Source organism: Delftia sp. 60, from assembly GCF_002754395.1.
Lineage (GTDB): Bacteria > Pseudomonadota > Gammaproteobacteria > Burkholderiales > Burkholderiaceae_C > Comamonas > Comamonas acidovorans.
Map to the genome: position 1 here is coordinate 3,790,063 of NZ_PEFD01000001.1, position 23,454 is coordinate 3,813,516.

The 23,454-nt window shown below is 64.2% G+C and carries 25 protein-coding genes and 1 pseudogene; 13 read left to right on the plus strand and 13 right to left on the minus strand.

The annotated features are described in order from the left end of the window. Positions 1 to 16 precede the first annotated feature (16 nt). Together CLV01_RS17210 and CLV01_RS28840 are read left to right on the plus strand one after the other, a co-directional pair. Positions 17 to 1,096: a hypothetical protein gene (locus CLV01_RS17210; protein ID WP_257221352.1), complete on the plus strand. Its 1,080-nt coding sequence runs from the start codon at positions 17 to 19 to the stop codon at positions 1,094 to 1,096. Positions 1,097 to 1,339: 243 nt separating this feature from the next. After that, entirely contained in the window at positions 1,340 to 1,684 is a 345-nt protein-coding gene (locus CLV01_RS28840; RefSeq protein WP_143290035.1) for a hypothetical protein, read from the plus strand. Here CLV01_RS28840 and CLV01_RS28845 read toward each other — a convergent pair. Together CLV01_RS28845 and CLV01_RS17215 are read right to left on the minus strand one after the other, a co-directional pair. Continuing rightward, the gene (locus CLV01_RS28845; RefSeq protein WP_143290034.1) at positions 1,674 to 1,934 is read right to left on the minus strand and encodes a hypothetical protein; all 261 of its coding nucleotides are present in this window, start codon (positions 1,932 to 1,934) and stop codon (positions 1,674 to 1,676) included. The genes CLV01_RS28840 and CLV01_RS28845 overlap by 11 nt on opposite strands. 230 nt (positions 1,935 to 2,164) lie before the next feature. Continuing rightward, positions 2,165 to 2,446 carry an H-NS family nucleoid-associated regulatory protein gene (locus CLV01_RS17215; RefSeq protein ID WP_099735309.1) on the minus strand — a complete coding sequence of 94 codons (282 nt, stop codon included), beginning with the start codon at positions 2,444 to 2,446 and terminating at the stop codon, positions 2,165 to 2,167. 196 nt (positions 2,447 to 2,642) lie between these two features. Between CLV01_RS17215 and CLV01_RS29635 the strand changes: the two genes are divergently transcribed. The 3 genes from CLV01_RS29635 to CLV01_RS29645 are packed head-to-tail and all read left to right on the plus strand — an operon-like array spanning position 2,643 to position 3,801. Next, entirely contained in the window at positions 2,643 to 3,278 is a 636-nt protein-coding gene (locus CLV01_RS29635) for a response regulator (protein WP_257221353.1), read from the plus strand. Between the two features lie 20 nt (positions 3,279 to 3,298). After that, a complete protein-coding gene (locus CLV01_RS29640) occupies positions 3,299 to 3,475 on the plus strand; it encodes a hypothetical protein (RefSeq protein WP_257221354.1) in 177 nt (58 codons plus the stop codon). Continuing rightward, on the plus strand, positions 3,460 to 3,801 hold the full coding sequence (locus tag CLV01_RS29645) for an HD-GYP domain-containing protein (protein ID WP_257221589.1): 342 nt from the start codon (positions 3,460 to 3,462) through the stop codon (positions 3,799 to 3,801). Before CLV01_RS29640 ends, CLV01_RS29645 begins: the two co-directional genes overlap by 16 nt. Before the next feature lie 769 nt (positions 3,802 to 4,570). Here the strand turns inward: CLV01_RS29645 and CLV01_RS17225 are convergent. The 7 genes and pseudogenes from CLV01_RS17225 to CLV01_RS17255 all read right to left on the minus strand — a co-directional run bounded on the left by CLV01_RS17225 (position 4,571) and on the right by CLV01_RS17255 (position 13,344). Continuing rightward, positions 4,571 to 5,260: an ANTAR domain-containing response regulator gene (locus tag CLV01_RS17225; protein ID WP_088164841.1), complete on the minus strand. Its 690-nt coding sequence runs from the start codon at positions 5,258 to 5,260 to the stop codon at positions 4,571 to 4,573. Between the two features lie 2 nt (positions 5,261 to 5,262). Beyond that, complete coding sequence (locus CLV01_RS17230; protein ID WP_099733700.1) at positions 5,263 to 6,411, minus strand: transporter substrate-binding domain-containing protein; 1,149 nt, start codon at positions 6,409 to 6,411, stop codon at positions 5,263 to 5,265. Positions 6,412 to 6,491: 80 nt separating this feature from the next. Beyond that, positions 6,492 to 8,228, minus strand: a complete 1,737-nt coding sequence (locus tag CLV01_RS17235; protein ID WP_099733699.1) for a nitric oxide reductase activation protein NorD — start codon at positions 8,226 to 8,228, stop codon at positions 6,492 to 6,494. Between the two features lie 12 nt (positions 8,229 to 8,240). Further along, the gene (locus CLV01_RS17240; RefSeq protein ID WP_099733698.1) at positions 8,241 to 9,098 is read right to left on the minus strand and encodes a CbbQ/NirQ/NorQ/GpvN family protein; all 858 of its coding nucleotides are present in this window, start codon (positions 9,096 to 9,098) and stop codon (positions 8,241 to 8,243) included. Between the two features lie 72 nt (positions 9,099 to 9,170). Beyond that, positions 9,171 to 10,208, minus strand: coding sequence for an aliphatic amidase (locus CLV01_RS17245; protein ID WP_012205469.1), 1,038 nt, complete (start codon positions 10,206 to 10,208; stop codon positions 9,171 to 9,173). Positions 10,209 to 10,512: 304 nt separating this feature from the next. Then, positions 10,513 to 11,922: a GntP family permease gene (locus CLV01_RS17250; RefSeq protein WP_099733697.1), complete on the minus strand. Its 1,410-nt coding sequence runs from the start codon at positions 11,920 to 11,922 to the stop codon at positions 10,513 to 10,515. 112 nt (positions 11,923 to 12,034) lie between these two features. Then, positions 12,035 to 13,344, minus strand: a pseudogene (locus CLV01_RS17255) (cytochrome P450). A gap of 291 nt (positions 13,345 to 13,635) precedes the next feature. On the opposite strand from CLV01_RS17255, the gene CLV01_RS17260 reads away from it, so the two are divergent. Further along, positions 13,636 to 14,580, plus strand: a complete 945-nt coding sequence (locus tag CLV01_RS17260) for a helix-turn-helix domain-containing protein (protein ID WP_099735118.1) — start codon at positions 13,636 to 13,638, stop codon at positions 14,578 to 14,580. Positions 14,581 to 14,918: 338 nt separating this feature from the next. Then, positions 14,919 to 17,153, plus strand: a complete 2,235-nt coding sequence (locus CLV01_RS17265; protein WP_013802520.1) for an NADP-dependent isocitrate dehydrogenase — start codon at positions 14,919 to 14,921, stop codon at positions 17,151 to 17,153. Positions 17,154 to 17,307: 154 nt separating this feature from the next. Here CLV01_RS17265 and CLV01_RS17270 read toward each other — a convergent pair whose 3' ends face one another. Both CLV01_RS17270 and CLV01_RS17275 read right to left on the minus strand, forming a co-directional pair. Beyond that, positions 17,308 to 17,655, minus strand: coding sequence for an RNA recognition motif domain-containing protein (locus CLV01_RS17270; protein ID WP_012205474.1), 348 nt, complete (start codon positions 17,653 to 17,655; stop codon positions 17,308 to 17,310). Between the two features lie 121 nt (positions 17,656 to 17,776). Beyond that, positions 17,777 to 17,986, minus strand: a complete 210-nt coding sequence (locus CLV01_RS17275) for a hypothetical protein (RefSeq protein ID WP_012205475.1) — start codon at positions 17,984 to 17,986, stop codon at positions 17,777 to 17,779. 352 nt (positions 17,987 to 18,338) lie between these two features. On the opposite strand from CLV01_RS17275, the gene CLV01_RS17280 reads away from it, so the two are divergent. The 6 genes from CLV01_RS17280 (at position 18,339) to fur (ending at position 22,179) form a co-directional block, all read left to right on the plus strand. Further along, entirely contained in the window at positions 18,339 to 18,737 is a 399-nt protein-coding gene (locus tag CLV01_RS17280; RefSeq protein ID WP_013802518.1) for a Fur family transcriptional regulator, read from the plus strand. 66 nt (positions 18,738 to 18,803) lie between these two features. Continuing rightward, positions 18,804 to 20,024: a zinc metallochaperone GTPase ZigA gene (gene zigA / locus CLV01_RS17285; protein ID WP_099733696.1), complete on the plus strand. Its 1,221-nt coding sequence runs from the start codon at positions 18,804 to 18,806 to the stop codon at positions 20,022 to 20,024. Positions 20,025 to 20,070: 46 nt separating this feature from the next. After that, on the plus strand, positions 20,071 to 20,961 hold the full coding sequence (gene folE2 / locus CLV01_RS17290; protein WP_099733695.1) for a GTP cyclohydrolase FolE2: 891 nt from the start codon (positions 20,071 to 20,073) through the stop codon (positions 20,959 to 20,961). A 44-nt stretch (positions 20,962 to 21,005) separates the two neighbouring features. Next, a complete protein-coding gene (gene ykgO / locus CLV01_RS17295; protein WP_013802515.1) occupies positions 21,006 to 21,155 on the plus strand; it encodes a type B 50S ribosomal protein L36 in 150 nt (49 codons plus the stop codon). Then, complete coding sequence (locus tag CLV01_RS17300; protein ID WP_013802514.1) at positions 21,152 to 21,712, plus strand: gamma carbonic anhydrase family protein; 561 nt, start codon at positions 21,152 to 21,154, stop codon at positions 21,710 to 21,712. The genes ykgO and CLV01_RS17300 overlap by 4 nt, the downstream gene beginning before the upstream one ends. Positions 21,713 to 21,729: 17 nt before the next feature. Further along, complete coding sequence (fur, locus tag CLV01_RS17305; protein ID WP_043821801.1) at positions 21,730 to 22,179, plus strand: ferric iron uptake transcriptional regulator; 450 nt, start codon at positions 21,730 to 21,732, stop codon at positions 22,177 to 22,179. Here the strand turns inward: fur and CLV01_RS17310 are convergent. Both CLV01_RS17310 and CLV01_RS17315 read right to left on the minus strand, forming a co-directional pair. Beyond that, positions 22,166 to 22,951: a DNA alkylation repair protein gene (locus CLV01_RS17310; protein WP_099733694.1), complete on the minus strand. Its 786-nt coding sequence runs from the start codon at positions 22,949 to 22,951 to the stop codon at positions 22,166 to 22,168. The genes fur and CLV01_RS17310 overlap by 14 nt on opposite strands. Further along, a complete protein-coding gene (locus CLV01_RS17315) occupies positions 22,948 to 23,439 on the minus strand; it encodes a MarR family winged helix-turn-helix transcriptional regulator (RefSeq protein ID WP_012205483.1) in 492 nt (163 codons plus the stop codon). The genes CLV01_RS17310 and CLV01_RS17315 overlap by 4 nt, the downstream gene beginning before the upstream one ends. Positions 23,440 to 23,454: the final 15 nt, after the last annotated feature.

Sequence of the window (23,454 nt, forward strand, 5' to 3'; positions counted from 1 at the left end):
CGGCCTGGTGCGCACGATGGTGGACCACGCGGCGAAGCTGCGCGCCAATGTCGTGTCCGTGCGCATAGGCGGCAAAGACCAGTACATCGTGCTCAACGAGCGCAACGAGAAAGCCGTGCGCCTGGCCATGGCCATGAAGAACATGGACGCCATGGAGTTGGACAGGTTCACGGGGGGCGCGGCCTGGATTACGTGCTGGTTCGCATCCGTCAACACTCAGTACAACCCGGTGTTCGGCGTCATGAACCTGGCGCGCGACCTGCAGGGCGCCATGCTGCAGCTGTCCACCACGCCGCTGGCTGGCAAGCAGGCCGAGGTGTTCCGCAACAGCCGGCGCAACACCCGCTCCATCTACAAGGATCTGCGCCGCGAGCGCAGGGAGGAGAGCGCCGGCACAAGCGAATGGGCCAAGTTGTGGGAGCATCTGCAGCTGGGCGGCGGCACCACCCGCTACCGTGACCTGCACGCCGATCCCAAGGACTGCGCCAAGGCACTGCAGAGGGCGCTGGACCAGGTGGGCGCAAGGTGGTTGGCAACGGCCGCGCACTGCTGGCCTGGCTGTCGGGCTTCCATGAGACCCTGGAAGCCACAACGCGCCTGGCGTCTACAAGGCTGCGCTGGACCAGGGCATCGCCGCCAAGAGGTCGCGAGCATCGCCAAGAACATCACGGTGAACTTCAACCGCAAGGGACGGAACATGCCCTTGACCGGCGCGCACTTCGCTTTGCTGAACGCGGCGATTCAGGGCGACAAGCGCATGCTGGAGACGCTGACGGGGCCGGCGGGGCGAAAGGTCATGATGGGAGGGATGGCCCTGGGCATGGTGTCGGCCATGGCGGGCTACCTGATGATGGCCGAGGCGAATGGGCGGGTGGAGCGAGGGCAGGATGCCGATGCGGTGCTGCTGGCCCAACTGCGTGGATCTGCTGGCTTGTTGGACAAGCACATCTCCGAACTGATGAAGATGCGCCGGAGGATCCAGGCGAGCGAACCGCCGAACAAGCGCGAGCTGTTGAAGGAGGTCAATGCGGAGATTGAGGCTTCTATGCATAGGCTGAACCAAGCCACGGAGGTGCTGGGCCAGGCACGTCGCTGACTCCAGCTCGCAGCACCGAGTCCAGCCCAAACAAAGACTCCTCGGTACTCAGAAGGGTGCCGAGTAGGTTTTTGGCGCTTCCATATTGAGGAAAATATTGCGCGGACATGCAATGCATGAGTCAGGTGGTCAAAATGGGTGCCACCATAGCTTTCGGAGTAGGTCGAGCCAAGGGCGAGAGATTGCTGCTTGCCACAAAGGACGCTCTCGGAGTTGAGGTGACTCAAGAAATGAGGCAGGAGCATGACTGAAATTGCAGACTTCGCGATTTGGGCGAAGGTAAGGCCCGCCGACAAGCGAGAGTTCCGCAAGTGGATGGCAGGAAAAACCGGTTGGCGAGAAATTGACGTCTACAGCCGGCTTGGCAGTGCAGTCGAGGAGGGGCGTCATATTGAGCTGCTCAAGCACCTTGGCTGGAAAGATGCTCAAACGGAACTTGGGCAACTACCGGCATTCGTGGAGGCTGGAAGCGCTCGCCTGACCGTCACCAGCTTTCTCCCAATGGACAGCGCTCCCTACTGCACGATTCATTCACTGTACGTCTGGCGTCTTGGATGCCCGGTCTGTAGCAATAACTTCATTCGGTGAAGCGCTTGGAACGGTCGACCGCCGGTACACCTGTAAAGCCTGGGTCAGCTGTCGGGTGCAGCAAAATTGCTACATGATGGCTGGATGATGATGCTAAGTTGTTGCTGTATAAGAGATTTTTATAAAAATGTATCCAGTCATCATGGGCGCAACGGACATGCGCCACATGCTGGCCGGTGCTTGATTTTCTACGTTTGTCATTGATCTGATTTGATTTTTGCTCTGGCGTCGTTGCCTGATTCTTCGCCAACCAACTCCGTTTTCCTGTTTTTTCAACTCTGAGCACTCAATGGGAATCATCACCGCACACAAGCGGGCAGGCGGCTCGCTAGCTCACCTCCAGGCCTTCAAGCTCACTGTCCAGTTCGGAAGGGTCAATCTCCAAAGAAAAAGCCCCTGGCGCGCACGCACCCCGGGGGCTTGAGGCGCCGCCTAGACTTGGCGCGCACCTCCTTGCTTGGTGTATCGGCTGCACGCCGCCTAACTTTTGGCCTTTTCGATCAGGAATTGCCTGCCGTTCTTGCCGTTGATCCAGTTCGGCGGCTTGCTGCGGCCGATCCGGGTAGCACCTGTCTCGGGGGCGCGGAATCTGGGCATGGCCACGAAGCTCTTCGCCTTGGAGCCGCTGGCAGGGGACACGTTCTGCTCGGTCAACTGGCAGTCTTGAACCAGGGCGCGAACCTCTTCCACCGCACCGGCTTTTTCTGTTTCCATCATTTTCGCGATGCGTGCATCCGGCTCGGCCTTCCAAGCGAGTGGCATCACTTACGCAAAAATCATCCATTGCGCGCGGCTGGTTGTTGTAACTGTGTGTGCGTGAATGAGAGGATTCAAATGAATTTGATCTTCAATTGCGTGATGCTAGTAAAGAATTACTATGTTCACCGATGCCTTTCGATGTCATATTCTTGAGACTCATCGATCGACGCATCGAATAATGCAATTGGAGGCATGCCAAATGAATGCTGAAGAGAAACAAGAATCATTTGCACAGCAATCGCGGTTGCAGGCATTGTTGATTGACCCGGAGGTAGAGGACGTTGCAGGGTTAAACCTGTTGCTTGGTCAGGCTGGATATGATCTGCGGATGGCAGCAAGCTCGCCAGAAGCATTGGCGGAGTTTTCTGGTGGACGAATTGACTTGTTGATATGCAATACGCATGTGATTGACAAGGATGGCGGACAGTGGTTAGAGAGTATTGTCGGACAGTTCCCTGACCTGTTTGTGATTTTTCTTTCGGAATACGGCAGAACTGTGATTCCGAAAGGCATTGGTCGTTTGATGGGTTTGTACCGTTACATAGTAAAACCTTGGAATAGTGAGCAATTTTTGGATGCTATTGATCAATTAAACGATCAGAAAATTACACGCCATGAGAATATTCGTCTGGATCAAAAAAATAAAGCGCTGACGAAGGAGCTGGCAGAATTAAATGCAACTGTTGAGCTTACTGCCCATGAGCATGACGACGAATTGTTGGAGGCGCATAGGAAGCTTAAAAGAATTTCGTCGCAGCTATTCGGATGTTTTCCAATCTTCTTGAGTGGCGGGGTGGGCTGCTTGCAGGGCACTCTAGACGCGTTGCGGATCTGACCCGCCGAACCGCAAATATCATGCAGCTAAGCGAAGAAGATCAGCAGAATTCTTTTGTTGCTGCGCTCATTCATGATATTGCCCATATTACTCTTGCCGATGGGATGTTGAACAAGCCCGTCCCAAGCTTGAGTCATGAAGAGCTGGAAAATATAGGAATCACAGCAGCTTGGGAGAACAGTTGCTTCTGCCGATAGACGATGCGCACCCGGTCGCTACTCTCGTCAGGTCCCACCATGAGCGATTCGACGGGGCAGGCTTCCCTGATGGCCTGAAAGGGAAGGATATTCCAATAGGAGCTAGTATAATCGCGGTTGCTGATTTTTACGATGATCTGATGATAGGGCATTTAAGCAGCAAGCCCCTAAATTGTGCAGAGGCAAGAACCCTCATTTCGCATGGCAGAGGAACACAATTTGATCCAGAGGTTGTCGATGCTTTCTTGCAGATTTTGATACAGGCAACCCCCGTTGCCGACCCAGCCCCCTTTATGTTCCCTGTTCGGAGCTCCGGCCAGGAATGATTTTGGCTCAAGACTTCGTATCGAGGGAAGGGTTGGTATTGCTTACGGCAGGACGAGTTTTGACGACGGACTTGATACGCAGGATGCAGTTGCGTGTTGATCTTGGCAGGAAATTGCCGATTCGTGCCATGGCCTCGGCTGTTTGATGATTTTTGAGATTTTGTAATTGTTTTGGTATGGATTTGATCAAGTTGTTAATGGTTTTCGCTCTCTGCTCGTCTTGAAGAATTTCAGCAGAATTTCACCGTTGGATGTAATCGCTTGTTTTTCTGATATGTCAGCTATATGTGAAGGTGGTACTTCTGTGGAATATAGTTTGCTGTTGCTTATTCTGTATAAAATTCTCTTGTCTCCGACTATGAATTCATCTCCTTCAATCAGTCCTATATACCGGCCATTTTTGGTATAGGCTTTCCACCATCCGCCTTCTATCATTTTATGCCTCGCGATACTATGGTTTATTGTTGACGCCCAACACGTCAATGCTTAAGTATGAAATGCTAATCTGAGAGTCGTGCGATTTTGCAATCGATGCAAAATTTGACAAAGTAATTGATTTTGATAATCCATTATCAGATTCTCATCGAACGAGAGTGACATTCACATATGTGGGCGGTTTGGTGGGTAACTTTTGATCAAAGTATTCACAAGCCCTGCGTGCTCCGCATCGGGAGCTATTTTTCTTCACACGCTGCATGCGTTCAAAAAAAGAGGACCCTGGTTCCCCGGGGTCAAGCCATGGCTGCTGGCGGCAGGAGTCCTGCGTGATTTACCCGCCCACGCCCTTGCCCAGCGACAGTATTTCGCTCGCATGGACGATGGCCTGGGCAATCTCCTCCACCGAGCTTCGCCGGCTCATGGCCTGGGCGCGGATCATTTCGTAGGCCTGGTCTTCGTTGATCTGGTGGGTCTGCATGAGGATGGCCTTGGCTTCGGCCACGCGGCGCTGGCCCAGCAGCTTGGCCTGGAGCTTGGCGATGCGCTGCTGCTGCTGGCGTGATTCCTTGTGGTTTCTGCGCGCCAGCACCAATGTGGACAGCAGGCCGAAGGAGCGGATGGGCGAGGGCAGGATGGCTTGCACCTGCAGCTCCAGCACGGCGGAGACGATGGTGGGGTTCTCGTAGTTGACCACGGCGATGGCGGTGGGCGGGCTCTCACCCTCGCCTTGGGTCCAGGCGTAGTTCAACTGCAGGTGATCGGGGCGCACGGCCAGGAAGACCACGTCCGTGCCCTCGGGCAGGCTGGGCTGGGGCGGCCAGATGGCCTGGACCTGGCAGCCTATGCGCTGCAGCTGCTGGGCCAGCAGGCGGCCGTCCGCGTCGTCGGGGTGGACGACGGCAATGCGCAGCTGGCGCAGTTCCTTCAGTTGGGGCGAGGTGGCACGCAGCAGCGGCTTTCTTTCCAGCAGTGGCCGGCCTGTGGCAGCGCTGCCTGCGTCCTTGTTCGGGGCGGCATCCACGCTCAGTTCTCCAGGGCACCGAGGCTGGCGGTCCAGTCGCCCAGGGAGTGTGTGACCAGGTAGGGGTCGGGCGAGACGGCCCGGGTGGCCTGGCGCACGATGGTGAAGCCGCCCTGTGCATTGGCGCGGCCCACGCGCGGGTGCAGCCAGGTGTGGTGGTTGTCGGGATCCAGCCGGATGCGGCCCTGGGGCGCGTCGAATTCGCTGCCCAGCAGATGGGGCAGCAGCTCGCCTATGCGGTCACTGCCGGCCTGGCGGAAGGCGTTGGCGAACAGGTGCATCTGAAAGTAGGCGGCCTCCCAGCACAGGTTGGGCCGGCAGTCGTTGCCCAGGCGCTGGCGCAGCCGGGCCAGGCAGCGCGCGTTGGCCGGCGAATCGATGGACTGGAAGTAGGGCGCGGCCGTGAAGTGGCCGGCAGCCACATCGGCGCCCATCTGGGCGATCTCGGCCTCGGAGGTGGTGAGGCTGGCAATCGGCATGGTCTGCGGGTTGAAGCCCGCATCGGCATAGGCGCGGTAGAGGCTGGCGGTGGAGTCGCCGACCACGGTGGAGAAGATGAAGTCCGGCTGCCTGGCGCGGATGTCCTGCATGATGGCCGCATAGTCGCGCTCGGTGGCGTCCAGCGGCAGGTAGTGTTCACCGAGCTTGTCGCTGCCCGGGTGCTGCATGACCAGCTCGCCCATGATGCGGTTGGACTCGTAGGGGTAGATGTAGTCCGAGCCGATGAGGTAGACCCGCGCGCCGAAGCTGCTGGTCATGTAGTCGGCCAGTTGCACGCTGTTCTGGTTGGGCGCGGCGCCCGTGTAGATGACATTGCCCGAGAACTCGAAGCCTTCGTAGAGCGTGGGATAGAACAGCAGCTTGTTCCATTTCTCGACGATGGGGATGACGGCCTTGCGGCTGCTGGACATGTAGCAGCCGAAGATGACGTTGATGCCGTCGCGCACGATGAGTTGCTCGGCCAGGGCCGCATAGCGGGCCGGCGTGGAGGCCGGGTCGTAGCGCACTGCCACCAGTTCACGCCCCAGCAGGCCGCCCGCCTCGTTGATTTCGTCGATGGCCAGCTGCGCGCCCTGCAGCTGGGACTGGCCGATGGTCGATGTGGTGCCGGTGGCCGAGTAAAGAATGCCGACTCTGACGGGGTCGTTCATGGGTTCCTTCTGTGCCAGGTGCTGGCGTGCGTTCTTTGCAGGCTTCAGGTTAATCGAGATTTCCGTGGCGCTTGCCGTGGTCAGCGGCCGGCTGCGAGCCTTGCGCCCATCTGGGACAGCCGCCTTGGCAGATGCCGTGCGTCGTCGGCAATGCCGTAGTTGCGCCCGCCAAAGATATGGCGCACATAGCCGTCTGCCTGGCTGTCCACGGCCAGGCAACTGATGCGTATGCCTGCGGCGCGGGCCTGCTGCACGGCGTGGCGCGCGTCTTCGATCAGATAGCGCTCGTCATGCACGTCGATGTCGGCGGGTGCGCCGTCGGTGATCACCAGCAGATGGCGCTGGCCAGCAGGCTCGGCAGCCAGCAGGTTGCTGGCGTGGCGCAGGGCTGCGCCCAGGCGGGTGGAATGGCGGCCCTGCAGTGCCTGCAACCGGGTGGCCGCTGCTGCGGCAAAGGGTTGGCCGAAGTCCAGCAGGCGCAGGTAGCGGACTTCGGCGCGCGTGTTGGACGAGAAGGCGTGGATGGCCAGGCGGTCCACGCCGGTCCTGTGGCCTGCGCGCGATTCGGCCAGCATGAGGGCCGCCTGTTTCTCCAGCTCCAGCAATCTGGCGCCGTGGGGGCCGGGCGTGTTGACCGATTCGGAAGCGTCCATCAGCACCAGCAGGCTGGTGGGGCGCGGGCCTTTGCCGGCGCGGATGAAAAGGCGAGGTTCCGGTCGCAGGTTCAGGCGGCGGTCCACCTGGACCTCGATGGCGGCATTGAAGTCCAGGTCATCGCCTTCCCACTGGCGGCGCAGGCGCTGGCGCCGGTCCAGTTGGCGTGCCGGCGCCAGCGGCAGGGGCGGCATTGTCTGTCTGCCGGCTTGGGAGCTTTTGCCGGCCAAAGCATCGGCCTGCCATGCGGGCAGGGTGTCGATGACGGTGCACCAGTCCGTCTTCAGGCGCTCCGACCTGCGGTCCCATTCGGGATAGCTGTGGCGCGACAGTTCCAGGCCTAGGTCCAGATCCAGCGACGGGCCTTCCTGTGCATCGGACTGCTGTCCTGCGCCGGCCGATGGAGGAGGGGCCGCGCGCGCAGCGGTCTGCTGCAGCGCGAGTGTGTCTTCCTCGCCCTGGGGCGACTCCGGATGCTGCCAGAGATAGCTGTTGTCATCACGGTAGATGCTGGGCACGGCATGGTGCTGGGGGTCCATGCGCACGCGCATCTGGCCCAGGTCGTTGGCCAGGATGGAGGCAATGGCCCGGAACGCGGCGTAGTCCTCCAGCCCATGGCGCGTGGCGGTGTTCTCGAACAGGTCACGGGCCTTGTGGATCCAGTGGTTGCCGTCCATGCGCTCTGGCCATAGCAGCATGCGGTCCAGCCGGGCCATGAAGGCGGCAAAGCCCAGGTCGGATGGGTCGGGATCGGGGGCGATGCAGGCCTCGAACCAGCGGCGCACGCCGGGGTGCTGCAGGCACAGCAGCCGCTCCACGCGCGCATCTTCCAGTGCGCCCACCACGGCCTGGCCCATGGGCTTGAGGGCGCTGCTGTCCTGGCGGGCGGGCGAAAAGCGCAGATGGGCTGCGGCATGGGCCATCGTTGCTGCGTGCAGGTGTGCCTGCGTGGGCAAGTTGGCGGGGACCAGCAGCCGGGCAGGCTGGCCGATCAGCACGGCGCGCGGCGGCAGGGCGTGGGCCTGGCCCGGCGCCGGGGCACTGGCCGGCGTCCTGGCCAGCGCCTGCACGGCGACAGGCTGGCGCGCCAGGCCGCTGGCCAGCAGGCCCAGCGTGTGCAGCAGGCGGGACTCGTCGGGCAAGGCAACGGAGACGATGGCCATGGCGCGCGGCCCTCAGGCGCCGAACTCTGCTTCGACCAGCTGGCGCAGCGCGGCGGCGGTGTCGGGGTCGTCGGTCAGGGCGCTGGTGATGGTCATGTCGCAGCTGTCATGCACCGGCATGCCGTCGCGCATCAGCAGGCCTGCATAGATCAGCATGCGGGTGGATGCGCCTTCGTCCAGGCCCCGGTGGCGCAGTTCGCGCGTGCTGCGCGCCAGGCTGACCAGGCTGCGAGCGGTGGCCGGGGCAATGCCGGTCTCGTGGGCCACGATGTCCGCCTCGATCTCGGGCGCCGGGTAGTCGAAGTCCAGCGCCGCGAAGCGCTGGCGCGTCGATGGCTTCATGTCCTTGGCGCTGCTCTGGTAGCCGGGGTTGTAGGAAACCACCAGTTGGAAGTCGGGGTGCGCGTGGACCACCTCGCCCTTCTTGTCCAGCGGCAGGGCGCGGCGCGCATCGGTCAGCGGGTGGATGACGACGGTGGTGTCCTGGCGGGCCTCCACCACTTCGTCCAGGTAGCAGATGCCGCCGTGGCGCACGGCCAGGGTCAGCGGGCCGTCGTGCCAGGCAGTGCCGTCGGCATCCAGCAGGTAGCGGCCCACCAGGTCGGAGGCCGTCATGTCCTCGTTGCAGGCCAACGTGACCAGGGGGCGCTTGAGCGCCCACGCCATGTACTCCACAAAGCGCGTCTTGCCGCAGCCCGTGGGGCCCTTGAGGATGAGCGGCATTCGGTGCTGGTAGGCCTGGCGGTACAGCTGTACTTCGCGGCCCGAGGGGCGGTAGAAGGGTTCTTCCTCGATGCGGTAGGCCGCCAGCGGGTCGGCGGCCTGGTTGGCAGGAGGGTGCAGCGGGCCTGTGGTTGTTGTCGTGCTCATCTTCACTCTTCACCTTTGCGTGTTCATGGGCGGGCCTGCCCCCAGGCCTGCAGGCTCGGAGGCAGGGCGCTGTCAGCGGTGCTTGGGCGCCTCGTGCGGAATGCCTTCGATGGGGCATTCGGGCGTGCCTACGGTAGTGCGTGTGAAGGACTCCACCATCTCGCGCGTGCCCTCGGGATCGTTGACCCACTGGCTGTAGAAGTTGTAGGGGCAGGCGGCCACGCCCTTGTCCCCGTCGCCCGAGTTGATGGTGCCGGTGTAGCCCCGGTGCACCAGCTTGAACAGATGGTTCTGCGACTGGCCGTTCTTGCGCGCATCGCGGATCAGGTGCTTGGACAGTTCGGCGTACTGGATGCCCATTTCCTCCTCGCCGGTCTCTCCCAGGGTGCGGCCGTCGAAGCCGATGATGGCCGAGTGCCCGAAGTACGAGTACACGCCGTCGAAGCCCGCCGCATTGGCCACGGCCACATAGCAGTTGTTCATGAAGGCCATGGCCTTGGAGACCATGATCTGCTGCTCCTTGGCCGGGTACATGTAGCCCTGGCAGCGCACGACGAGCTCGGCGCCGCGCATGGCGCAGTCGCGCCAGATCTCGGGGTAGTTGCCGTCGTCGCAGATGATGAGGCTGATCTTCAGGCCCTTGGGGCCTTCGCTCACATAGGTGCAGTCGCCCGGGTACCAGCCCTCGATGGGCACCCAGGGCATGATCTTGCGGTACTTCTGCACGATCTCGCCCTGGTTGTTCATGAGGATGAGGGTGTTGTAGGGCGCCTTGTTGGGGTGCTCCTCATGGCGCTCGCCCGTCAGAGAGAACACGCCCCAGACGTTGGCCCTGCGGCAGGCGTCGGCGAAGATTTCGGTCTCTTCGCCCGGGATGGCGCTGGCCGTGTCGTACATCTCCTTGGCGTCGTACATGATGCCGTGCGTGGAGTACTCGGGGAAGATCACCAGGTCCATGCCCGGCAGGCCGCGCTTCATGCCCACCAGCATGTCGGCGATCTTGCGGCAGTTGTCCAGCACCTCGGCCTTGGTGTGCAGGCGTGGCATCTTGTAGTTGACCACCGCCACGCCGACGCAATCGTTGCTGCTGGAAATATCTCCGTGTCTCATGCTGCTGCTCCTGAAGGGGTTGATGGGGCGGCTTGCCGCATCGCCCCCTCGATTCCCGTCCAACAAAAAAAGGCCCGAACCGCTCCGGTTCAGGGAGCGGTTCGGGCCTTGTTGCCCGACATCGGCGCTGGCAGCTTTGGCAGCGGATGTCGTCTTGTCGGTAATGCGGGAATGAATCGGGGCGATGCCTTATCGCCGTGCATGCATTGTTGCCATGCACTCGCGCCGCGCATATACGTCATATGCCGGTTGTGGCGGGCGCGATGCCGTGGTATTTCCCGCGCGCGCTCTGCGCCCTGGTCCCTCAGAAGGACCCGAACATGGTGCCGAGCGTGATCACCAGCACTAGGGCCAGCAGTGGCGCGCCAATGGTCATGATGGCGATGTTGCCGTATGACTGGCGGTGCGTGAGGCCGCAGATGGACAGCAGCGTGATGATGGCGCCGCTGTGCGGCAGGGTGTCGAAGCAGCCGGCCGCCATCACCGCCACGCGGTGCAGCAGCTCCGGGCTGATGCCCAGCTGGGCGGCCATGGCCAGGTAGTCCTTGCCCAGTGTGGACAGGGCAATCGACAGGCCGCCCGACGACGACCCCGTGATGCCGGCCAGCACGTTCATGGCCACGGCCTCGGAGATCAGCGGGTTGTGTGGCGCCACGTTGAGCACGGCCTCGCGGATGATGGCAAAGCCCGCCAGCCCCGCGATGACCGCGCCGTAGCCCACCTCCGAGGCCGTGTTGAAGATGGGCAGCATGGAGCCCAGCACGCCCTTGTTCACCGACTCCTTGAGATTGCGCCAGCGGCCCAGGCCCAGCAGCACCAGTGCGGCGCAGGCCACGGCCAGGGCCATGATCAGCGCCCACAGGCCCGTCTGCTTGGCAGGGTCCACGGCAGGAAAGCGCTCCTTCAGAAAGCCGAAATCCATCTGCGGGAACACGCCGTAGGTGAGCAGCGCATTGACCGCGATCACCAGCACCAGCGGCAGCAGGGCCAGCATCAGCGGCAGGTCCCGGCGGCTGTGCAGGGCGGGATCGCTTTCTTCATGCAGGCCCTGCTCGACAGCATCGTCATGGTTGCCGTAGCCTTCGCCGGCCACGCGCGCCTTGGCCGCGCGTGACTGCAGCCACCACAGGCCCAGGGCCAGCATGGTCATGCCGCCGATGATGCCCAGGCCCGGCGCCGCGAACACATTGGTGCCGTAGTAGGGAATGGGAATGGCGTTCTGGATGGACGGCGTGCCCGGCAGCGCCGTCATGGTGAAGGTGAACGAGCCCAGCGCGATGGTGGGCGGTATCAGCCGCTTGGGCACATGGGCCGCGCGGAACAGCGACTTGGCAATCGGATAGATGGCAAAGGCCACCACGAACAGCGACACGCCGCCATAGGTGAGCACGGCGCAGGCCAGCACCACGGTGAGGATGGCGTGCTTCTCGCCCAGCACGCGCATGATCCAGTGCGATATCGCGGTGGCCGCGCCCGAGTCCGCCATCAACTGGCCGAACAGCGCGCCCAGCAGGAACACGGGGAAGAACTGCAGCATGTAGTTGCCCAGGGCGCCCATGAAGGTGCTGGTGTACAGCGGCAGCATGTGGCCCAAGTCGCCGGACAGCAGCACGGCCACGGCGGCCATCAGGGGGGCCAGCAGCAGCACGGAGATGCCTCGGTAGGCCAGGAACATCAGTCCCGCCAGTGAAATCACGATTGCCAGGGTACTCAAATCGTCTCCAGTCCAGTGGTTCTAGTCAAAAAGACAGAATAAATGCGGATGGGTGACAATTTGGCGTAATTGGCGTGCTTTGTAGATGATTTGGCGCAATATATCGCCACGTTTACCCGGCCTGTGCGCCGCTGCGCGACTGCAGCCGCAGTCTCAAGGGCGTGGATGGCCGCAGCGTGACCTGCAGCACAGGGGGGGGGCGCCGGCACCTTCGGGCACGCTCAGCCGAAGGCGCTGCAGCACCATGGCTGCCACCACCGTCATCTCCGTGCTGGCCAGGTGCTGGCCCAGGCATACGCGCGGGCCGGTGCCAAAGGGCATCCAGCTGCCGCGCGGCGCGGCAGGGGCTCCGTCCTTGTCGGCATCGGCGAAACGCTGTGGCTGAAAGGCATCGGGTTGCGGGAACCAGCGCGCATCGCGTTGCATGAGGCCGGGCGCAATCATGAACAGGGTTCGCGCGGGCAGGCGCCACGGGCCCAGCTGCACAGGCCGCGTGCAACGCCGGCTGATGAGCACGGGCGCGGCCGGGTACAGGCGCATGGCTTCCTGAAGGCTCCAGCCCAACTGGCGCAGCGCCGGCAGGTCCTGCGCCGTGGGCGTGCGGCCCTGCAGCTGTTCCTGGATCTCGTCGGCCACCTGCTGCTGCGCCTCGGGATGGGTGGCCATGCACCAGGACCACCAGGTCAGGCTGCTGGCCACGGTTTCGTGACCTGCCAGAAAGGCCGTCATGCACTCATCGCGCACGGCCTGCAGTGTCCAGGCCTGGGCGTCGCCCCGGTGCAGACGCAGCAGGCGGCTGAGCAGATCCTCGGGCCAGTCTGCATCGGCCTGCGCCAGCCGGAGCCGGACCTGCCGGTCGATGAAGCTGCGCAGCCAGGCAAGCGCCCGGCGCTTGCGGCGCTTCCATGGCATGGCATCGGGCCAGCGCAGGGGCCAGTAGAACTCGCTGTTGGCGGCATGGCTGACTTCGCGGATGGCCTGCTCCGCGGAGCGCGCATCCTCGCCGATGGCGCCGGAGAACATCAGCCGCATGATCACATCCATGGCCAGGGCGGTCAGCGCCTGTTCCATGGGAAAGTCCTCGGACTGCTGCGGCCAGGCCTGGAGCGCGGCCTGCGCGGCTGCGGCCAGGGCCGGTATCTGGGCCTGCACGGCCTTGGGGGAGAAGGCAGGCAACAGGGCCTGCCGCTTGCTGCGCCAGGGCTGGCCTTCGCTGACCAGCACGCTGTGGCCGTGCAGTTGGGCAAAGACCGAGATGCCGTGCTCCCAGCGCACCAGCGCATCGTGCTGGCCCACCAGCAGTTCGCGCACCAGTTCGGGATCCGTGACGACGACCTGGTGCTCTGGCCAGATGCGCAGATGGATGGCATCGCCGTGCTCGCTGCGCCATTGCGCCAGCGTACCCAGCAGGTCGCGCGACATGCGGCGCAGCAGGCCCCAGCCCATGAGCCCCGGTGCCGGGCCGGGTGGCCAGGCCGTGGAGGCCGTCTGCTCGGATTGCTCGGGTTGCGCCGGTTGCGCGGGTTGCGGCGCTTGCGTGGCAAAGGGGCAGGAGGCCGCGTTCGACGGCGCCGGTGTGCAGGTATCTTGCGTGGAATTCGGGCGGTTCATGTTCCCATGCTCGCTGGTCACGCCGCCCGTGGTCTTGAACGAAAGCGTCACCGGATCGGCGGGCGGCAAGGCCTACACTGCGCCTCCATGGATGCCGTCGTGATGCCCGAAGCCGCAATCGAAGCCCGTACGCCCAGTGCCTTTGCTGCCTGTCCGCCCCTGCATGCCAGGGCCGCGCGCTGGGCAGGCCAGGGGCGGCAGCCGCACTCCATGCTGTATCCCGCGCCAGCGGGGCTGCATGGTGCGGTGGTGGCCGTCGTCTGCCGCGATACGCGGGGCGTGGTCCTGGACGATGCGCAGCGGCTGTCGCATTTTCCCGCCACCCCCATGGTCTGCCTGTCCTGGTACCAGGACATGGCCGCAGGCCTGGTGGGCGTGCAGGGCTACGAGCCCTTTGAGGCATCCGTCATGCTCTCGGGCAGCCAGACCGCGCCCACGGCCAGCTGGGCCAGCGGGCCGGGCCGTGGCGGCATGGTCTGCCTGCACCTGGATGCCGCGCTGCAGCTGTTCGGCCCCGGCGTGCTGCAGGCGCAGGATGGCTTTGTCGCGGCATCCGGGGTGCTGGGGCCGTCCTGGTCCGCGCTGTGCCAGGCCCTGCTGCATGCGCAGGACGATGCCGGCACCCTGGACGCGTTGCAGCGCCACCTGGCGCCGCGCTGGCGCGAGGTCCGGGGGAGCGCCCTGCAGGTGCTGCCCTCATTGCGCGAGCATGGGCGCCACTGGGTGGCCTGGCTGGGGATGCAGGCGCTGCAATGGCAAAGAACGCTGGGGGCGCGCCAGGTGGAGCGGCGCATCAAGCAGTTCAGCGGACGCTCCCTGAGGCAGTGGCAGGGCATGGTGCGCACGGAAAGCCTGTTCCATGCGGCGCGGCGCCACCATGAACAGGGACAGGCGCTGGACTGGGCCGCGCTGGCGCTGGATGAGGGCTTCTCCGACCAGGCCCATATGTGCCGCGCCGTGCGCCAGATCACGGGGTTTTCGCCGGGGGAGTTTGCGCGGCGCTTCGAGCACGATGAATCGTTCTGGATGTATCGGCTCTGGGTTTGACCCGGGGGTCTGCTCCGCTTGCGTGTCCGTCACGCTACAGCATTTTTTGCATGGTAGAAAACGCGGGGGCTGCAAGCCGTTTCCCTGTGAAAACAGGTCCCGAATGCCGCTGTAAAACCCTAAGTCTTCTACAAGACTTAAAAAATGTGGCGGGTTCCGCTTAGAATTTTGTATTGTGGGATCGCATTGCAGAAAACGCCGGGGCAGCATGCTGGCGCGACGGGGCATTGCGTGACGGTCCTACTGCCTCAGGCTGCACCGGCCCCGTTTCCCCTAGCGGATGCCCGGTTCGACGGCCTGCGGCGCGACCCCTACCTTTTCACTACCTGAGACAAGAGATGAGCACGCAGCAACCCACCATCATCTACACCCTGACCGATGAGGCTCCGCGCCTTGCCACCAGTGCCTTCCTGCCTGTGGTGCGCGCCTTTGCCGCACCCGTCGGCGTGAATGTCGAGACCGCCGACATCTCCGTGGCCCACCGCATCCTGGGTGAGTTCTCCGAATTCCTGGCCGAAGACCAGCGCGTGGCCCACACCTTGTCCGAGCTCGGCAAGAAGACGCTGGAGCCCGATGTCAACATCATCAAGCTGCCCAACATCAGCGCCTCCGTGGCCCAGCTGACGGCTGCCATCAAGGAGCTGCAGGGCAAGGGCTACGCACTGCCCGACTACCCCGAGAATCCGACCAACGATCAGGAAAAGGACATCAAGGCACGCTACGGCAAGTGCCTGGGCTCGGCCGTGAACCCCGTGCTGCGCGAGGGCAACTCCGACCGCCGCGCTCCTGCCGCCGTCAAGAACTACGCCAAGAAGCACCCCCACTCCATGGGCGAGTGGAAGCAGTGGTCGCAAACCCATGTCTCGCACATGGAGCACGGCGACTTCTACCACGGCGAAAAGTCGATCACGCTGGACGCCGCACGCGACGTCAAGATGGAGCTGACCACCAAGAGCGGCAAGACCGTGGTGCTCAAGTCCAAGGTGGCCCTGAAGGCCGGCGAGATCATCGACTCCATGTTCATGAGCAAGAAGGCGCTGTGCGACTTCTATGAAAAGGAACTGGACGACTGCCGCGACGCCGGCATCCTGTTCTCGCTGCACGTCAAGGCCACGATGATGAAGGTCTCGCACCCCATCGTGTTCGGCCACTGCGTGAGGATCTACTACAAGGAAGCCTTCGAGAAGCACGGCAAGCTGTTCGATGAGCTGGGCGTGAACGTCAACAACGGCATGTCCACGCTGTACGAGAAGATCGAGACGCTGCCCGCCTCGCTGCGCGAAGAGATCATCCGTGACCTGCACGCCTGCCAGGAACACCGTCCCGCGCTGGCCATGGTGGACTCGGCCAAGGGCATCACCAACTTCCACTCGCCCAACGACGTGATCGTTGACGCGTCCATGCCCGCCATGATCCGCCAGGGCGGCAAGATGTGGGGCGCCGACGGCAAGCCCTACGACTGCAAGGCCGTGATGCCTGAGTCCACCTTTGCCCGTATCTACCAGGAGATGATCAACTTCTGCAAGTGGCACGGCAACTTCGACCCCAAGACCATGGGCACCGTGCCCAACGTGGGCCTGATGGCGCAAAAGGCCGAAGAGTACGGCTCGCACGACAAGACCTTCGAGATCGAGGAAGACGGCGTTGCCAACATCGTCGATCTGGCCACCGGCGAAGTGCTGATGAGCCAGAACGTGGAGCAGGGCGACATCTGGCGCATGTGCCAGGTCAAGGACGCTCCCATCCGCGACTGGGTCAAGCTGGCCGTCACGCGTGCCCGCAACTCCGGCATGCCTGCCGTGTTCTGGCTGGACCCCTATCGTCCGCACGAGGCCGAGCTGATCAAGAAGGTCAACACCTACCTGAAGGACTACGACACCACGGGCCTGGAAATCCACATCCTGTCCCAGGTCCGCGCCATGCGCTACACGCTGGAGCGCGTGGCCCGCGGCCTGGACACCATCTCGGTGACCGGCAACATCCTGCGCGACTACCTGACCGACCTGTTCCCCATCATGGAACTGGGCACCTCGGCCAAGATGCTGTCCATCGTGCCCCTGATGGCCGGCGGCGGCATGTACGAAACGGGTGCTGGCGGCTCGGCTCCCAAGCACGTGCAGCAGCTGGTGGAGGAAAACCACCTGCGCTGGGATTCGCTGGGCGAGTTCCTGGCGCTGGCCGTGTCGCTGGAAGACCTGGGCATCAAGAACGACAACGCCCGCGCCAAGCTGCTGGCCAAGACCCTGGATGAAGCCACGGGCAAGCTGCTGGACGAAGACAAGTCGCCTTCGCGCCGCACCGGCGAGCTGGACAACCGTGGCAGCCAGTTCTACATCGCCCTGTACTGGGCACAGGCCCTGGCGGCGCAGACGGAAGATGCCGAACTGGCCTCCAAGTTCGCTTCGCTGGCCAAGCAACTGGCCGACAACGAGTCCAAGATCATCGAAGAGCTGCGCGCCGTGCAGGGCAAGGCCGTGGACATCGGTGGCTACTACATGCCCGACGTGGCCAAGATGGATGCCGTGATGCGCCCCAGCGCCACGTTCAACGCAGCCATCGACGCGCTGCTGTAAGCCGCTGTGCCGGGGCCTGGCCCCGGCAGGCTTCAGCCATGACCGGCCGACCCGCAAGGGCGGCCGGTTTTTTCATGCCTGCAACGGCAGGAAAGAAAACCGCAGGCGAAAAAAAACCGGCCCAGAGAGCCGGTTTTTGGAAGCTGCGCCGTGATCAGTAGCGACCGCCGCCGTGGCCGCCATTGCCGTAGCCGACGTCCGAACGCTTGCCGGCGTAACCCTGCGGGCTGTAGCCACCGGAGCTGCGGCCTTCTTCACGGGGACGGGCCAGGTTCACGACGATCGAGCGTCCGTCCACGGACATGCCGTGCAGGCCGGTGATGGCGGCCTGGGCGACTTCGGCAGAAGCCATTTCCACAAAGCCGAAGCCCTTGGAGCGGCCGGTTTCGCGGTCCATCATGACCTTGGCGGAGGCCACGTTGCCGAACTCGGCAAAGTTGCTTTCCAGGCTGGAGTCGGTCACGGAGTAGGGCAGATTGCCCACGTAGATTTTGGTGGTCATAGGAAAACCTCTTCGATTGGATGTGCGCAAAAGGGCGCACCGTTGGCATGCATGCGGCGGACTGTGCAATCCGCGGCGGTGAATGGGTGGGAGGGCGACAGGCAGCCGGGCAGGCAGGCCGTCAGCACGCAGGCGGGTGCTGCATGCAGGTCTGAAGCCAGCCCTGGGTGACGGCAAACAGCCGTGCTGCTTCGCGGGAGGCGAACGCCTTGTCGAAACGGAATACGCGGCAGTAGCTGCCGTTGCCTTGGGAGCGATGGACCGCGAAGGAGGCGCGGAAGCGGCCGCAGTCGGTCGGGTGTGTCGAGGGCGAGACGACGTACTTGCCCATGGGAATGCCGGTGTTTGAAATGTGGTTCAGTCAGGTTCGCAGCCTTGAACAGGCCTGCGTGAGCATCTGGGAACTCGGTTGGCTGCAGCTCTACAGACCAACTGTGCGACAAAGGTCGCAAGAGACATCCTGCGGGGAGCGGCGGACAGCCGTTGTGCAGGGAGGGGAAGTGGGCGGCTTAAGCGCTTGGCCTCAACAACGGAGCTGACTATAACCTGTTGTGTATTTAAGCGCAACTTAATATTCTTTTTAATTGTAAAACAGTGCGTGGACGCCGATTTTGTTATGTTATAACGTAACTGTTTTGATGCAGGGCAAGGTCGCTGCCCGCCCTTTTGACCAGGAAACCACCATGTCCCACTCCCTGACCACCAAGCAACAACGCGTGCTCGACACCCTGCGCCAGGCCGGCGCGCCGCTGACGGCCTATGCGCTGCTCGACCAGTTGCGGGACCACGGTTTGACGGCCCCCACCCAGGTCTACCGCGCGCTGGACAAGCTGGCCGAGCAGGGCGTGGTCCATCGCCTGGAGTCGCTGAATGCCTATGTCTGCTGCTCGCATCCGGACGAGGGCAGCCATGATTTCTCGGCCTTTGCGATCTGCGACAGCTGCGGCCAGGTCGATGAGTTCGTGGACGACGCGCTCAACCGCTGCCTGGGCAGCTGGGCGCATGGCCATGCGTTTGCGCTGGCCCATTCGAACATCGAGCTGCATGGCAAGTGCTCCGCCTGCACCGCGCTCCCCGCCTGAGACCCCTTCCTGCGCATGCGGCCGCAGTGCCCGCCGCGCGATCCCTGTCCCTGTTCGAGAGATTCCATGATGCATACCGTAGCGCCGGTTCAGCCGCCGCATGCCCGATTGCCTGTGACCGTGCTGTCGGGTTTTCTGGGCGCGGGCAAGACCACCTTGCTCAACCACATCCTGCACAACCGCGAAGGGCGGCGCGTGGCCGTCATCGTCAATGACATGTCCGAGGTCAACATCGACGCGGCCCTGGTGCGCGATGGCGGCGCCGGCCTGTCGCGCACCGACGAAAAGCTGGTGGAGATGAGCAATGGCTGCATCTGCTGCACGCTGCGCGAGGACCTGCTGCTGGAGGTGGCGCGGCTGGCGGGCGAGGGCCGCTTCGACCAGCTGGTCATCGAGTCCACGGGCATCTCCGAGCCGCTGCCGGTGGCCGAGACCTTCACCTTCGCGGGCGAGGACGGACGCAGCCTGGGCGATGTGGCGCGGCTGGACACCATGGTGACCGTGGTCGATGCCTTCAACTTCCTGCACGACTATGGCTCGCGCGACAGCCTGCGCTCGCGCGGTGAATCACTGGGCGAGGAGGACCGCCGCACCGTGGTCGATCTGCTGATCGAGCAGGTGGAGTTCTGCGATGTGATCGTGCTCAACAAGATTGACCTGGTCACCGAGGAGGACTGCACGCGGCTGATGGCCATCCTGAGCGGGCTCAACCCGCGTGCCAGGCTTGAGATCGCCTCCTTCGGCCAGCTGCCGCTGGATCGCGTGCTCGATACCGGGCTGTTCGATTTCGAGGAGGCCTCCAGGGCGCCGGGCTGGCTGCAGCAGTTGCGTGGCACGCACCAGCCGGAGACCGAGGCCTATGGCGTTGCCAGCTTTGTCTACCGCGCCCGCCGCCCCTTTCATCCCCGGCGCTTCTTCGGCCTGGTGCAAAGCGAATGGCCCGGAGTGGTGCGCTCCAAGGGATTTTTCTGGCTGGCCAGCCATCCGGCGCTGGCCGGCTCCTGGTCGCAGGCCGGCGCCGTGGCCCGCCATGGGCCGGCCGGCCACTGGTGGGCCGCCGTGGAGGCCGAGCGCTGGCCGCGCGACCCCGAAAGCGTGGAGCGCATCCTGGACAAATGGGTCGATGGCGTGGGCGACGCGCGCCAGGAACTGGTGCTGATCGGCATGGGCATGGACGAGGACGCGCTGCGCGCCCGCCTGGACGAGTGCCTGCTGACCGATGCAGAAATGGCCCTGGGCCCGCAGGCCTGGGCGCAATGGGACAACCCGTTTCCCGACTGGAATTGAACGAATACCGCGCCGGCCTGGGTCGGCGCGGCCACTGGAGCCCCGAATGCCTGCAACTCTTCCCGATGTTTCCCTGACCGATCCCGCGCCCAGCCTCAGCCCGCTGCAATGGGTGGGCATGCAGGGCATAGACCTGCCCGTGACCGTGGCCGAGCCCGGCTACTGGCGCGAGCTGCATGCGCGTGCCGATGTGCAGGTCGATCTTCCTGCGGCCCATGTCAAGGGCATACACATGTCCCGGCTGTACCGGCAACTGGACAGCCTGGCCGAGGAATCCGCACTGTCTGCCCTGGCGCTGCGCCATGCGCTGCAGGCCATGATCGACAGCCACCTCGACTGCCAAAGCCGCAGCGCCCGGATGCGCCTGTCGCTGGACCTGCTGGCCCAGCGGCCCGCCCTGGTCACCCACGATCTGTCGGGCTGGAAGTCCTATCCCGTGCGCCTGGACGCCACGCTGGCGCAGGGCGTGTTCCAGCTGCGGCTGCAGGTGAGCGTGGGCTATTCCTCGACCTGCCCCTGCTCGGCGGCACTGTCGCGCCAGTTGCTGGAGCATGGCTTTTTGCAGGCCTTTGCGGGCGAGCCACTGGTGGAGCCGGACCAGGTGGCCTCCTGGCTGCGCCGGCATGGCACGCTGGCCACGGCACACAGCCAGCGCAGCGAGGCCCAGGTCAGCGTGGACCTGGCCTGTGATGGGCCGGACCTCGGCATCCTGCCCCTGATCGCCCGCGTGGAGCAGGCGCTGGGCACGCCCGTGCAGACCGCGGTCAAGCGCGCCGACGAGCAGGCCTTTGCCGCGCTCAACGGCCGCAACCTGATGTTTGTCGAGGATGCGGCGCGCCGCATACAGGCCGCGCTGGAAGGCATCTACGCCCGGCCGCGCGTGCATGTGCGCCACATGGAGAGCCTGCATCCGCACGATGCCGTGGCCTGGGCATGACCGGCGAGCCGGCACCCGTTTCTCTTCAACCCAAGGAGTTTTCCATGCAAGTTCTCTCGTCCCTCAAGGAAGCCAAGCTGCGCCATCGAGACTGCCAGGTGGTGCGCCGGCGCGGCCGCATCTACGTCATCTGCAAGAGCAACCCGCGCTTCAAGGCCCGCCAGGGCGGCGCAAAGAACAGGCGCAAGGGATGATCCGCAAGAACCCGCGCGGCGACCTGCCGCGCATCCATGCCAGCGCCTTCGTGGACCCCACGGCCATCCTGTGCGGACTGGTGGTCGTGGAGGAGAACGTCTTCATCGGCCCCTATGCGGTGATCCGTGCCGACGAGATGGATGCGGACGGCCACATCGACCCCATCGTGATCGGTGCGCACTCCAACATCCAGGACGGGGTGGTGATCCACTCCAAGTCCGGCGCGCGCGTCAGCGTGGGGCAGCACACCTCGATCGCCCATCGCGCCATCGTCCACGGGCCCTGCACCGTGGGCAATGGCGTGTTCATCGGCTTCAACAGCGTGTTGTTCAACTGCGTGGTCGATGACGGCTGCGTGGTGCGCTACAACGCCGTGGTCGATGGATGCCACCTGCCGCCGGGCTTCTACGTGCCATCCACTGCGCGCATAGGCCCGGAGACCGACCTGTCCACGCTGGCCCAGGTGCCCGCCGACGCCAGCGATTTCTCCGAGGACGTGGTCCGCACCAACAACGAATTGGTGCGCGGCTACAAGGCCATCCACAATGAGTTCTGACCGGCCGGGAGGGCTGCATGTCCGATTCCGCTGACCTCAAGAACCTGGGGCTGAAGGCCACGCTGGCGCGACTGTGGGTACTGGACATCTTTCGCCACGGGGACCAGCGGCATCTGGCGGCGGAGGAGGTCTACCGCCAGCTGCATGACCAGGGCCGGGGCACCAGCCTGGCCACGGTCTACCGCGTGCTGGCGCAGCTGGAGCAGGCCGGCATGCTGCGCCAGCAGCGCTTTGCGGCGGGCAAGGCGGTCTATGAACTCGACGACGGCGAGCACCATGACCACCTGATCTGCACGCGCTGCGGCCTGGTGCAGGAGTTCCACGATGCGGTGATCGAGCAGCGTCAGAAGCTGCTGGCGCGCTCGCATGGCTTTGCCATCGTGGAGCACTCGCACATCCTCTACGGGCGCTGCATCAAGCCCGACTGCGAGCGGCTGGCGGGCCGGCCGGAGGCTAGCTCTCCTTGAGGCTGCGCTGCGCACGCTCGCAGATGCGCCGCGTGGCGGGCACGGGCGATTCCTGGAGCCATTGCGCGCACAGGGCGCGCACCCAGTCGGGCCGGCTCTTGGCCGCGTCGTTGAGCCAGTTGGCCACCGAGTCCTGCACATAGGGCGAGGCATCGGCGCGCAGCCGCTGCAAAAGGGGCAGGGCGATCTCCGGCTGCTGCTTGAGCGCCGCGATATGGCTGCACCAGACGCCGCGCGGCCGCAGGGCCTCGCTGGCGAAGCGGCGCAGGCGGTCGGAGGGCCGCCTTGTCCACCGGGACAACTCGGCCACAGCCTGCGGCAGATCGCTGGCCAGATGCGGGCGCACGCCCATCCACGACCATTCGCGCACGCCGAAATGCGAGTCATCGGCCAGCGGCTGCACCAGCTCCAGGCGCTGGCTCAGGGTCAGGCCCGGCTGCGCACCGGCCATGAAGCAGGCCCAGCCGCGCACCGTGTCAGAGCGGTGCGTGAGGCAACGCTGCCAGCCGGCCTGGCCCAGCGCCTGCCACAGCAGGCCGCCAATGCACTCCATGCGCTTGAGAATGCCAAGCTGGCCCAGCGCCTGCGCCGTGTCCTCCAGTTGCGGCCACGCGTCGGGAAAGACGGCCTGCAGCAGCCGGGCCTGGTCCACGGCCAGGCTTTCGGTCAGCGTGGCGGTCTCGATCTCGCCCAGGGACAGGGCCTGCAGCAGTTCGGGAGTGATATCGACCTTGCGGTTGGCGCCCTTGCGCCGGGGGGGCGGCGCCGTCATGCGCTGGCCTCCACGCCTGCGGCGGCCTTGGCCAGCAGCTTTCCCAACTGGCCGCGTTCGGCGGGCGACAGGTTGGAAAACAGGCCGGCGATCCATTGGCTGTGCCGGGCAAACAGCTTGCGCGCCAGCTGGCGGCCCTTGGCGGTGAGCTGCACGCGCAGCGCGCGGCGGTCGGCCGGGTCGGGCAGGCGCTCGGCCAGGGCCTCGCGTTCCAGGCCGTCCAGCAGGCCGGTCACGGTGGCGCGGGTGATGCCGGCCTGCTCTGCCAGGTGGTTGGGCGCCAGCCCTTCGCTGGCGGATTCCAGCAGGAACAGCAGCACGAAGCGCCCTTCGGACAGGCCATGGGGCGCCAGCAGCGCGGCGCAGTCACGGTCGATGCGCGCAGCCAGGGACAGGGTCTGGAAGCACAGCCGCATGCTGTCCACGTCGTCCAGCTTGCGGCGTTCGGCCTCGGCCAGCAGGGCCTGGTATTTCTGTTCGAGTTGCATGCGGCAAGCATACAG